General features: G+C 40.1%; 13 protein-coding genes and 1 pseudogene. 7 read left to right on the plus strand and 7 right to left on the minus strand.

Annotated elements, in window-relative coordinates:
• The 4 genes from ACZ07B_RS16690 to deoR form a co-directional block, all read right to left on the minus strand.
• Positions 1–1,302, minus strand: coding sequence for a pyrimidine-nucleoside phosphorylase (locus ACZ07B_RS16690; RefSeq protein WP_003227132.1), 1,302 nt, complete (start codon positions 1,300–1,302; stop codon positions 1–3).
• Positions 1,303–1,331: 29 nt separating this feature from the next.
• Positions 1,332–2,513, minus strand: coding sequence for a nucleoside permease NupC (gene nupC, locus ACZ07B_RS16695; RefSeq protein ID WP_464877452.1), 1,182 nt, complete (start codon positions 2,511–2,513; stop codon positions 1,332–1,334).
• Between the two features lie 80 nt (positions 2,514–2,593).
• Positions 2,594–3,265 carry a deoxyribose-phosphate aldolase gene (gene deoC / locus ACZ07B_RS16700; protein WP_015385091.1) on the minus strand — a complete coding sequence of 224 codons (672 nt, stop codon included), beginning with the start codon at positions 3,263–3,265 and terminating at the stop codon, positions 2,594–2,596.
• Positions 3,266–3,370: 105 nt separating this feature from the next.
• A complete protein-coding gene (gene deoR, locus ACZ07B_RS16705; RefSeq protein ID WP_464877453.1) occupies positions 3,371–4,312 on the minus strand; it encodes a DNA-binding transcriptional repressor DeoR in 942 nt (313 codons plus the stop codon).
• A 436-nt stretch (positions 4,313–4,748) separates the two neighbouring features.
• Here deoR and ACZ07B_RS16710 point away from each other — a divergent pair, with 436 nt between their 5' ends.
• The 7 genes from ACZ07B_RS16710 to ACZ07B_RS16740 are packed head-to-tail and all read left to right on the plus strand — an operon-like array spanning position 4,749 to position 9,055.
• Entirely contained in the window at positions 4,749–5,327 is a 579-nt protein-coding gene (locus ACZ07B_RS16710; protein WP_464877454.1) for a hypothetical protein, read from the plus strand.
• An 11-nt stretch (positions 5,328–5,338) separates the two neighbouring features.
• A complete protein-coding gene (locus ACZ07B_RS16715; RefSeq protein WP_229044417.1) occupies positions 5,339–5,770 on the plus strand; it encodes a hypothetical protein in 432 nt (143 codons plus the stop codon).
• A 36-nt stretch (positions 5,771–5,806) separates the two neighbouring features.
• Positions 5,807–6,208, plus strand: a complete 402-nt coding sequence (locus ACZ07B_RS16720; RefSeq protein WP_229044421.1) for a hypothetical protein — start codon at positions 5,807–5,809, stop codon at positions 6,206–6,208.
• Positions 6,209–6,264: 56 nt separating this feature from the next.
• On the plus strand, positions 6,265–7,071 hold the full coding sequence (locus ACZ07B_RS16725) for a hypothetical protein (protein ID WP_464877455.1): 807 nt from the start codon (positions 6,265–6,267) through the stop codon (positions 7,069–7,071).
• Positions 7,058–7,876 carry a hypothetical protein gene (locus ACZ07B_RS16730; protein ID WP_464877456.1) on the plus strand — a complete coding sequence of 273 codons (819 nt, stop codon included), beginning with the start codon at positions 7,058–7,060 and terminating at the stop codon, positions 7,874–7,876. Before ACZ07B_RS16725 ends, ACZ07B_RS16730 begins: the two co-directional genes overlap by 14 nt.
• A gap of 16 nt (positions 7,877–7,892) precedes the next feature.
• Positions 7,893–8,552 carry an ATP-binding cassette domain-containing protein gene (locus ACZ07B_RS16735; RefSeq protein WP_148963273.1) on the plus strand — a complete coding sequence of 220 codons (660 nt, stop codon included), beginning with the start codon at positions 7,893–7,895 and terminating at the stop codon, positions 8,550–8,552.
• Positions 8,552–9,055, plus strand: a complete 504-nt coding sequence (locus tag ACZ07B_RS16740; RefSeq protein WP_229044426.1) for a hypothetical protein — start codon at positions 8,552–8,554, stop codon at positions 9,053–9,055. The genes ACZ07B_RS16735 and ACZ07B_RS16740 overlap by 1 nt, the downstream gene beginning before the upstream one ends.
• A gap of 1,021 nt (positions 9,056–10,076) precedes the next feature.
• On the opposite strand, the pseudogene ACZ07B_RS16745 reads toward ACZ07B_RS16740, so the two are convergent.
• From ACZ07B_RS16745 to eutH, 3 genes and pseudogenes are all read right to left on the minus strand, one after another.
• A pseudogene (locus ACZ07B_RS16745) lies at positions 10,077–10,273 on the minus strand (HAD hydrolase family protein); the annotation flags it as partial.
• A gap of 78 nt (positions 10,274–10,351) precedes the next feature.
• Complete coding sequence (locus tag ACZ07B_RS16750; protein WP_464877457.1) at positions 10,352–11,179, minus strand: DUF1206 domain-containing protein; 828 nt, start codon at positions 11,177–11,179, stop codon at positions 10,352–10,354.
• A gap of 72 nt (positions 11,180–11,251) precedes the next feature.
• Positions 11,252–12,364, minus strand: a complete 1,113-nt coding sequence (eutH, locus tag ACZ07B_RS16755; RefSeq protein WP_464877458.1) for an ethanolamine utilization protein EutH — start codon at positions 12,362–12,364, stop codon at positions 11,252–11,254.
• Between the last annotated feature and the right edge of the window lie 64 nt (positions 12,365–12,428).

A 12,428-nucleotide genomic window follows, 5' to 3' on the forward strand; every position in this document is an offset into this window, starting at 1 on the left:
TTATTCAGTAATCAACGTATGAATCAGCTTCGGCGCCTTCGCTTCCGCGGCGATGCGGATGTTGTCATAGACTTTTGCGATGACTTCATCAACGTTTTCGCGGTTGGCGTAAAGCGTCACGAGCGGTTCGCCTTTTTCTACTTTGTCGCCGACCTTTTTGCGGAGCATGATGCCGACGGCTAAATCGATCTCATCTTCTTTTGTGGCGCGACCGGCACCTAACAGCATCGCCGCGACGCCGATTTCGTCCGCAACGATTTCAGAGACGACACCCGCTTCTTTGGCAGGCACATCAATTTGATATGCGGCTTGCGGAAGCTTAGACGGATCGTCAACAATTGAGCTGTCGCCGCCTTGGTTTTTCAGGAAATCCTTGAATTTCTCAAGTGCTTTGCCGTTTTTCATGACTTCTTCCAGCTTCGCTCTCGCTTCGTCCAATGTATCGGCTTTTTTCGCAAGCACAACCATCTGGCTGCCGAGCGTTAAGACAAGCTCATGAAGATCCTCAGGTCCCTCGCCTTTGAGTGTGTCGATCGCTTCTTTGACCTCAAGCGCATTTCCGATCGCAAAGCCGAGCGGCTGGGACATGTCTGAAATGACAGCCATTGTTTGACGGCCGACGTTATTTCCGATGCGTACCATCGCTTTGGCAAGTTCAGCTGCGTCTTCTTCTGTTTTCATGAAGGCGCCCGCTCCCGTTTTTACGTCAAGCACGATGGCGTCCGCCCCGGCAGCGATTTTTTTGCTCATAATCGAACTTGCAATAAGCGGAATGGAATTGACCGTTCCCGTTACATCACGAAGCGCGTACAGTTTTTTATCAGCCGGCGTTAAATTGCCGCTTTGGCCGATGACCGCAACCTTGTCGCGGTTCACAAGTTTAATAAATTCATCCTTCGTCAGTTCCACGTGGAAGCCGTCGATTGCCTCTAACTTATCAATCGTGCCACCCGTATGGCCGAGGCCGCGGCCGGACATCTTAGCAACCGGCACATCAAGAGCCGCAACAAGCGGAGCGAGAACGAGTGTTGTCGTGTCGCCGACGCCGCCGGTGGAGTGTTTATCCACTTTAATTCCTTCAATGGCAGAAAGATCAATCGTTTCACCGGAGTTCACCATAGCCATCGTCAAGTCCGCGCGTTCACGGTCACTCATATCCTGGAAGAAAATCGCCATAGCAAGCGCGCTTGCCTGATAATCAGGAATGCTTCCGTCTGTATAGCCGTTCACGAAAAATTGAATTTCTTCAGTGGTGAGTTCTTTTCCGTTTTGTTTTTTGATGATGATATCTACCATTCTCATGTTTGGTCACCGATCCTTTTCGATTAAGTTCAGTAAATCAAGCCCACAATTGCTGCTGATAAAAAGCTGACAAGCGTAGCACCGTATAGTAATTTCAAGCCGAAACGAGCGACGACATTTCCTTGCTTCTCATTCAGTCCTTTTACGGCACCGGCAATGATTCCGATTGAGGAGAAGTTCGCAAATGACACAAGGAATACCGATACGATCGCTGTTGTACGGCCGCTGAAATGGAAACCGTTTTGCGTAAGCGACGTCATGGCGACAAATTCATTCGATACCATTTTTGTTGCCATAATGCTTCCCGCATTAACAGCTTCATTCCATGGGATACCCACAAGAAAAGCGAATGGAGCAAACACATATCCAAGAATGCCTTGGAACGAAATACCGAATACTGCATTAAAAATGCCATTGATCAAGGCGATAATCGCGACAAATCCAATCAGCATCGCAGCGACGACAACCGCTACTTTGAAACCGTCAAGGATATATTCTCCGAGCACTTCGAAGAAGGATTGTTTTTCCTCTTCCTCAACACGTAGCATATCCTCTTCTTTTTCAACCTCGTACGGATTAATAATAGAAGCAATTATGAAACCGCCAAATAAGTTCAAGACCAGGGCTGTTACAACATATTCCGGTTTCAGCATTGTCATATACGCGCCGACAATCGACATTGACACAGTTGACATCGCAGATGCGCAAAGCGTGTACAAGCGCTGCTGATTTAAAAGACCGAGTTCTTTCTTCAAGGAGATAAATACTTCTGACTGCCCTAAAATCGCAGAAGCCACTGCGTTATACGATTCCAATCTTCCCATACCGTTTACCTTGCTGAGGGCAAGGCCGATATATCTAATAATAAACGGGAGGACTTTCCACTTTTGCAGAATCCCGATCAGAGCGGAAATAAACACGATCGGCAAGAGAACATTCATAAAGAATGTCGTTTGGTCCGCATTCACCAAGCCGCCAAACACAAAGTTAATTCCCTCAGCCGCGTATTCAAGCAGATAACCGAATCCTTTTGCAAATCCTCCCACGAGGAAATTCCCTATCCCGGTATTGAGGAGAATGTAGCCAAGAATAAATTGCAAAATGAGCATAACAACAATTGGGCGGATCTTAATTCTTTTTTTGCCGCTGCTCGCGATCCACGCGAGGCCTAAAAACACGATTAAACCGATAATCCCAATCAAATACTTCATATGTGTTTCTCCTTTATTTGTATTCGCTTACAATCACTGTTTCCTCAGAAAACGGAAAGCAGTCTGCCTTCCGTCAGCTCTTAATAGTTGTCTCCGCCTGATGCATTTTCTCCTTTTACGATAGAAACGCCTGCGCTGGCGCCAATTCGGCTTGCTCCGGCCTCTACCATTGTGTCTACATCTTCTTTCGTTCTGACGCCGCCAGATGCTTTCACGCCGATATCAGGTCCTACTGTTTTGCGCATTAAGGCGATATCTTCCTTCGTTGCGCCGCCTGTAGAAAAGCCTGTTGATGTTTTTACGAAATCCGCTCCCGCAGACACCGCTAAACGGCATGCACGTTCTTTTTCTTCATCAGTCAGAAGGCACGTTTCGATAATGACTTTGACAAGCGCTTTTCCGGCTGCAGCTTCCACTACACCACGGATATCAGCTTCCACCACATCGTCTTCCTTGTCTTTTAAAGCGGCAATATTAATGACCATATCCACTTCAGTGGCGCCTTTTGAAATGGCGTCTTTTGTCTCGAACGCTTTTGTTTCAGTTGTATTGGCACCGAGCGGGAAGCCGATGACCGTACAAACGTCGACTCCAGTTCCCTTAAGCTCTTTTGCAGCAAGCTCCACCCATGTCGGATTGACACATACTGAAGCAAATTTGTATGTTTTAGCTTCTTCAATTAGTTTTAGAATTTCCGCTTTTTGTGTATGCGGTTTCAAAGCTGTATGATCAATTATGTTGGCTAATGACATCCTTCGCACACTTCCTTTTTTGTTAAGATATTTTTTAGCATAACCGACTTTTGAACATATGTAAATTGGTAATTGAAATTTTGTTCAACGAAAGGTTTGAACGTGTCACAAATCATTAACAAGCGCCCTTGCGGTATGCTGGTCAATGATTAAAACGTTGGCATATTTTCCGGTTAATGCTCCGTGAATGGAAGATACTTTTCTGCTTCCGCCGGCAACTAAAATGGAGCGTTCCTTCAGTCTGAGGTCTTCAAGCTCAACGCCGATGGTCCGGTCATTGATGGCGCTGCTGCAAATATTCCCTTTCGCATCAAAAAAGCGTGAACAAATATCCCCCACGGCCTGTTTTTTCAGCAGGGCTTTCTCTTCTTCATTAAAATATCCGAGCCGGAACAACAGCGCTTCGTCACGGACAGTCCCCACCGTGAAGAGAGCGATATTCGCCTGCTTTCCCATCTCGATGATCCGCTCAATATGACGGTCTTTCTCCACCATTCGCTTCACATCCGCATTATCAAACACGACGGGAAGCGGGAGATAGCGCGGCATCGTTTGAAAAGCCTCTGCAAACAGCTGAATCGTTTCAGCCGAATACGTGTTCACCCGGGAATGGCTGATGCCGCCTTTCAGCTGGACGACCTCGACGCCTTTTACCTGCTTCGGCTGCATGTTTTGCGCGATTTGATACATGGTGGTTCCCCAGCTGACGCCGACAATGTCGCCGTCTTTTACCGTTTCATGCATATATTCTGCACCATAGCGGCTTAGGTCATGTGTAATTCCTGCATAATCGGGTGTCGGGGAAAACACAACATGCGCCTCAAGGAGCCCGTATTTCTCTTCAAGTATGGAACCGAGCGCATCCAAATCCTCAAAAGGGTCCATGACGCGAATCTGGACATACCCTTTTTCCTTTGCATATTGCAGCAGCCGGGAAACGGTTGGCCTTGAAATGTTGAGCTGCTCAGCAATTTGCTGCTGACTGTAATCTGATTGATAATATAATTTTGCCGCTTCTATGCTGAGCTGCTGTTTTTCACGATCCATATCGTGCCTCCAGTTTAGCTTCAATTTCTATTCATTTTTACAATATCTCAATTTATTTTAACATTGAAATACGATATACGCTCCATTATCGGAAAGCTCATTAATAAATAAACTCATTATATTATGCATTTCTAAAAATGACTATGATTAAAAGCTATTTTATTAATCATTTAAACTAGCATAGAAATTTAATCTTCTGTTAAGAAACTATTATATTTTTAGTCACGACTATAAATATATACCTGAAACATAACTCCATAAAGTAATGAAAGTTTATCATCCTATACTTTTCAATATTATCTCGCGATCTATGTTAAAAGGTAAATATAAGAATAAATACTCAAAAAAGTAGAAAAAAATAGTTGACTTGTAAAAATATTAAAGTTAATATGAGTCTATTGGAATTTTTTGAGTAAATGAGGAGAAGTGTTCTTTAATGAAGAAATTAATCTTTTCACTATTTTTTACAGCATCCCTCTTAATGGTTTCTGCTTGTGCCAAAAATAATGAAGTCAAGATGGTAACAGATTCGGTATCCGAACCAATCATTGTAATAACAGATACCTCCAAAGATCCTAAGAGCGAAAATAATGACTTTTGGTTAGACTCTGAATCGAAAAATATTTATTTCAAAAAAATATTTTGGTCATCTGATTTTAAGAATGGCCCTTTTTACAACAAACAAGTGGAGACGAATAATGCTGACATCAAAAAATTACTTGAAGATAAAAAGACCGACATTGTCCCTCTCCCAAAACATAATAAGATTGAAATGGTAAAGGAATTAAAGCATCCTACACCAAATTACATACTTGGGAAAATTAGAGACGAAAAAGGGGAAGAAGTCACATGGAAACAAACTTACAAAGATCCTGGACCTGATGCAGATTTTCAAATCAAATTACCATCTTTTAAAGGAAAATCAGCAGTTGTTTCTCTTCGGTTTATTTGGTTGAACGAAAATCATGACTGTTACGGTGTGGCAGACAAGATTTTTAATATAAAAAAAATATAGAGGTGAATTCATTGAAAAAAAAGATACTTGTATTTATGCTCATTTTGGGAGTCAGTTTTACTTCTTTAGGCACTGCCAAACTATTAGCAAAGCACCCACCTGATGGAAACTTTGTAGACACAAAATTTCATTTTGGATTCTTAAAAGGAAATCCTTATGATGAGACAACTGAACGTCAAAAGTACCGAACAACTTATGTATATCAAAATGTAAAAGATGTTAATATTGCATATACATCTTGGGTTAAAGCAAGCGGGCATGATGCTTCCCACGGGCATAATTATACAGTAAGAAATAAGGGCGTAGTATTAATGACAAACTATGCAGTTGAAGATTATAGAAGTTGGTGGGCAGAATCCGTAAGCACTTCTATTGCAGCTAAAAAAAATGGAAATGGGCACTCTAACGGAGTATGGAGTCCTGACTACGATAAATATTCGTAATAAAACGTGAAACATTCAAAAGGGAGTTATTAGAGCATGAAAAAAAAGTTTTTTATTTTCACTCTTATTATAGGGCTTAGTTTTACTTTAGTAGGTATTAACAAAGCTTTTGCTGATTCAAAAGGTATGACAAAAAGTTATCATTTTGGGTTTTTAAAAGGAAATCCATACGATGAGACTGGTAAGCTCGAAAAATATACTAAGAGTGCTGTCTATCAAAGAGTAAATGATATAAATATTTCATATAAATCTTGGGTTAAAGCAAACGGGCATGATGTTTCCCATGGTCATAATTATACAGTAAGAAAAAAGGGCACAATATTAATGACAAATTACGCCCTTGAAGATAACAAAGGATCTAGAACAGTAGTCGCTTCAATTGCTGCTAAAAAAGACGGAAACGGCCATTCTAATGGATTTTGGAGCGCAGATTATTGATAAATTCTTAGGTACTGATATTTCAGTACCTATTTACTTGTTTAGAGGAGGATTTTATGGGCGGACTAATTTTACACCGACTATTACATAGAAAGTCATATTATATCGCAATTTTAATCGGCTTATTTTGTTCTGTTGCTTATTTTTATACAGATGAACTTTTTTTAGAAGAATCAATTGAAAAAGATGGCGGAATAGCATTTACGCCTTATACCAAGTGGATGGGGATTGGTGGAATTTCAGACTACCCTACCTTGTTTCTTTTCCTTTTACCTGTAATAGTATCTCTTCCATTAGCAGATTTATTCGCAAGTGATCAACGTACTGGCTATACACCTTTTTTATTTATAAGGAAAAAAGCAAGTTTATACTTCAAGGCTTTATTTGGATTGAATTTTGCCGCAGCTTTTATTACTGGAACGCTGCCTCTAATTGTTAATCTTTATTTGTCTTTCATGAAGTTTCCTAATATTCCGCCTGATCGTGTTATCAATAATGAAATGCCATTAGTAACAGGTTATACATTTTTTCCTGATTTTTATTATAGTCACCCATTATTACACATTTTGTTCTATATATTATTGACTGGTTTGTTTTCCGGGGTATGGGCTAGTTTTGCACTGAGTATAAGTATGCTATTTCACAATATGTTTATTGTTGTTTTATCTCCATTCGTACTTCAGTTTATTCTTAATACTGTATTTACAACGTTAGGACAAGATCAAATGCAAGCCTCTAGTTTTTTACAACAACAAGCACCCAATGGAGCGAGTTGGTCTGCAATGTGCTTCCAGTTAATAGGAGTGATGCTTTTAAGCTTAATAATTTTTCTACTAGGAGTTCGCAAATATGTTCGTGATTAGGGAATGGAAAAACTTAATAACTGATTTATATGCTGATAAATGGAAAATATCGAGTTGGCTTTGCTTATTTATACTGACTATTCTTTTCCTAATTAAAAATGCACGACTTGAAGATCTAAAAGGGACGATTAGTATTGCCGACGCAATGGATCAATTTTTCTCAATATATACATTTACTTTTCCTCTCAGTCCACTTTTTCTATTATTTGTGTCTATTGGTGTTATACCATTTTTTTCTTTATTTCGTATCATTAGATATAGATCACGTTCAGAACTTTTTTTAGCATTAATTGCTCGATTGTTTGGTATTTCCTTATGTTTTACACTACTATTATTATTTTTCGGATACATTATTAGTGGGATTTGGTGCGGAAATTTTGTACATTATTGGGACACAACAGCAGGAACGCCTTATATAAGATATGGAGATCAAATAGACCTCTCATCTTTTTCAGGGATATGGATGATTACTCGTTATTTTATTACGAGTACTCTCGTGTTCTTTTTCTTTTCTGCTGCAGTTAGTGCTATATATTTGTTTTTATCAAATTACATATATAGTTTTATCGCTGTAATGTCTTTAATTATTATGGATCGTATGATGAGCAACTTTTATGAATTTTCAATTTTGCATGATCACTTATCTTTGAATTTAGACCAATGGTTAGTACCAGAATCTTTTGAGACCACAGTCTTTCTGTTTACAGGCGGAACAATACTTTTATTTTCTATAATATATGTACAAATGGTCAAAAAAGATTATTCTAATGGGAAAATTGACGAGAACAACGTTAAGAAGAACTAATAATGGAGGACGAAAAATGTCGAAAGTAATCATAGAAGCTAAAGATATTGTAAAAACATTCAAAAGAAATACGGTACTAGATAGTATTTCTTTTAAATTAGACAAAGGGAAAATTTACGGATTTCAAGGACGGAATGGATCTGGTAAAACTATGCTGTTGCGTGTATTATCGGGATTGATGCGCCCTACTAAAGGGCAAATCTTAATAAACGGAATTAATATGACAAAGCAAGGAAATTTCCCTAACAATATTGGCGTTTTAATAGAGTATCCTGGTTTTGTACCTGATTACACTGGCTTTAAGAATTTAAAGTTACTTTCAAAAATTCAATCAAAAATTTCCGATAATGACATCAAGAAAGCTATTGAAAGTGTCGGTTTAAATCCTGATGATAAAAAAAAATATAAAAAGTATTCCTTAGGTATGAAGCAACGCCTTGGAATTGCTCAAGCTATTATGGAAGATCAACAAATTATAATGCTGGATGAACCGACAAACGCTTTAGACCGTGAAACTGTAAAAGTAGTCGAAAATCTTTTATTTAAATTAAAGGCTGAAGGAAAGACCATATTAATTGCTAGTCACGATTCTGAAACACTTCATGCAGTATCAGATAAAATTTTTGATATTGATTGTGGACGTATTGTCGGCGAGTCTGAAAGGAATGTGAATTAATGAAGAAAAAACTATATTTGGCTTTAATATTAATTTGCTTGATATTGGTTACTTCATATAGTATTTATCAATACCGCGCTACTAATAAAAACTATGCTGGTTACAAATTATCAGTTATTAATTCTAATCTAGACACACCCATAAAAGCCCTAGGCTTTACACAAACATTTGGAAAAGCAAAAACTGAAGTAGTGGAAGATGATATGCTGAATAAAATTACAAATTTTATAATACCTTTCACTTTTAAAAATGACACTGATAAAGCTGTTACATTCCATCCAGAGTTTTATCGTTTAATGCGCGGAGAAGATATGACACAAAGTATCGACTTTATTGATAATCGTACAAAAAAAAGAGTGAATTCCATCCCTCCTCACACAACAATCAAAGGGGAGGCTAAATTCACCTATAATGATATGAATAAAACCGCATCATTACAACTAAATATTAACTCTCGACATGGTATGACTATCAATTTGTTCAAGATACCAGTTTACAAATAAGATACTTTATGGAAGTGAAATTCAATGAAAGATTATTTCTTATTAATAAAAAGAGATCTGCAAACTGGCTTTCAACATGCTAAAAACAACTTCATAATTTTGCTAATTCTCACGTTGTTTTTTTTGTTGTACCCAGTACTTTTGCTAAAAACTTATGATCAAAATAGTTATTATTCGTATTTAGATACATTACTAATTGGTATAGGGGGTGTACCAATTGAGCTTGTAATACAACACTCTTTTAAATTCCCTTTTTTATGGTTGTTTATTCAACTAAGCTTGATTTTAATTATGAATACGTGGGCAAGAACAGACATTATAAATTTCAGCTCATTTACTAGAATTAGAATACGCAAAGTGTATTTACTTATCATTAGTAAATATACCTGTACTTTTATTATTACATTTATCTACTGCTCTCTAATATTCTTATTAACATTTTGTCTATGCTCTTTATTTGGGATCCATTCAACAAATTATACTGAATATACTTTACATACACTAAATTTTTCAGATTTTAAAATGCCTTATCTACAGTTAACATGGTTCGTCATTTTGCTGAATTTTTCAAGTGTACTATGTGCAGTTTTTCTCTTCACAACACTTTCTATAATGATGAAACCAGTTTATGCTTTTTTAATCTTAACTGCATGGTACGTGCTGTCTATTTTCAGAGACTCGTTTGTTTTTATAGGAAATCTGAGTATGGTTTTAAGACAGCCCCTATTTCACCAAAATGTTTTTACCTCTATTATGATCACCTTGTTGGTACAAGTGATAATTATTCTTATATGTATAATTACTTCCATTATATATCTAAACAAAAAAGACATCATAGGGGATTCTATTGATTAAAAGTATTAAGCTAAGAAAAATCATTTCAAAACTTTAAAGGGTTTAATCCTAATCATTTCTGAAATCAACTTTAATATTTTAACTCCCCTTTCGGCTAATGTAACTACAATATTCCGGAATTAGGATTTTAACTTTGTTTTCAAAAAAGCACTCTTTTATGGGGTGCCTATTTTTTCAGCACAAGCTCCTGAACCGCATGCGCCACGCCGTGTTGATTTTGTTTGAAAATGGCAATCTCCCTTACTTCCGGAATAACGTTTACCATGGCAACGCTGCAGCCCGCCCATTCAATCATTGTCAGGTCGTTTCCGTTGTGCCTATGTACATAACTTCCTCCTGTTCAATTCCAAGCAGCTGCGATAGCTACAGGCTGGCGCCGGCTTTCATCCACCTGATTTCTAAGAAACTGAAAAACGCTCTGGGCGCGGACCTGCCCAGAGCTTATTTCTCCCAGGTCATATGCTGATAAATGCCTTTCATAATGGCGTACATTCCATATAGGATCAGGCCTAATGCCAATATAGACAGAATCAATTTGCCATGCGGCTGCTGCGCGAGTTCGGCGAGCGCACCGTCAAAGCCTCTTGTGTCGTCGGGATCAGCGGTCATAGCTGTCTTGATGAGAAAATAGCCGATAGCCGAGAAAATAATGGCCCGGGCGATATTGCCTGCACGTCCGGTGTTTTTCGTGATGCATATCATTTGTTTGTTCATTTTTGACGTATCAAATTCTTTCATAAAAGCAGCCCGAACGCCTTTCATAAATTGAACAATCGCAAATACGAAAAAACCCGCACCCGTAAGCCCTGTGAGCCATTGGCCGAACGGCTGCGCCAATACATAAGCGGACCACGTCTGTTCTGAAGTGCCGCCGTCCCCTTGGCCAAACACAAATCGCAAGGCATTCCAAGCGATGGATGTGTAAACGGCGGCACTGAAAAAGTTTCCTATTCTCCGTGACAAGCCTCGCCTGCTGTTTCCGTGCCCCTCCGTGTCCTTGATCGCGCTTAACACCATCCAGATCACATAGCCGATAAGGCCGATGCCTATTAAAAAAAGCAATAGTGACCCATACGGCATGCGTGATAGCGTTTGGAGCGCTCCGCTCGAATCTTTCGCGCGGCCTGCCCCGGCAGCCGTCATAAAGGCCAAAACCCCAAGCAGAATAAAAACGCCGCCGAATGCAAAATAACCAAGCCTCCCGAATCGTTTGATCCAAGGCTTGGTTTCCTGTTTTATTTTTGACATGTACCGGTCTTTCACCGCCATGTGTCCAACCCTCTTTCACAGAAATCTTTACTGTAACATTCCCGATTGGACAAAGTTGAAACAGCTTCTGCCTCAGCTATGGCCGGCTGAGATACGTTTTTGCTGATTAGCTGATTGTGCAGGTGTCATCCAAGCAGCCGCTGCGGCAGCTGTGACTCCGCCTGCTAATTTCCCAATGATCATGGCCGCCGCCATTTCTTTTTTCATTCCAGCCACAAAACCGAGATGGCTGCCGAGTACAAAGGCGCCGCTGACCGCAAACGCGACATTGATGACCTTTCCTCTCGGCGTCATATCCTTTAATGAAGCCAGCATTGGGATATGGTGCGCCAAAGAGGTCACCAAGCCTGCTGTTGCTGTCTCATCTAAATGAAGGTGTTTCCCCAGGGCCTGAAGCGGTTTTTTAAAGGTTTTTGTAATAAAAGCCGTCATTGGAAACGCCCCTGCCAGGGCAATGGCGATGGTCCCTGTCGTTTGTATCCCTGTCTCGACATTCTCCATTCCCGGAATCAGCACAATGCCGGTCATCGTTTCAACAGAAACAGCTGCAAGCCCGATAATCGCAACCACACTGACCGCTTTCCCGAAGAGATGAAACAACTGAATCATATTGTCGGTGTATCGCCATAACCCAAAAGCGATCACAGCAGATAACAGACTCGGGATCAGAAGATTTTTAACTATCATGCCAATGTCAAAGCCTGCGCATAATCCGCCGATTAAGCAACCGATCGGCACTGTGCACAGCCCGATTAATATGCCTTTCGCAAAATACGGATGATCCTCTTTTTCGATGATGCCAAGAGCGACGGGAATTGTGAAGACGATTGCCGGTCCCATCATTGTTCCTAAAAACACCCATGAAAACAGCCCGGCCTGCGGATCTTTCGCCATTTCTCCAGCCAGCGCATATCCTCCCATATCAATCGCCAAAATGGTGTTCGCAAAGGAAGAAGGGTCCGCGCCAATCGCTGTGTAAAACGGAGCAACAATGGGAATCAGGATTGCTGCCAGCACGGGCGCCAGCGACACAATTCCGATCATGGACAGCGCCAGCGGCCCCATAGCCTTAAAGCCGTCCGCAAACCGCTCGCCTAGCCCCCATCTGTTTCCCAAACAATAATCCGCCGCTCCCCATAGTAAAAAGGCAGCCAAAATGAATACAACCGCGTCATTCACCGTCATGGTTTTCTCCTTTTTCAAACGTATGATTGGTTTTATCATATCATCTGAAATCACCGAATAGAGT

It is taken from the genome of Bacillus sp. 9.4, from assembly GCF_055486415.1.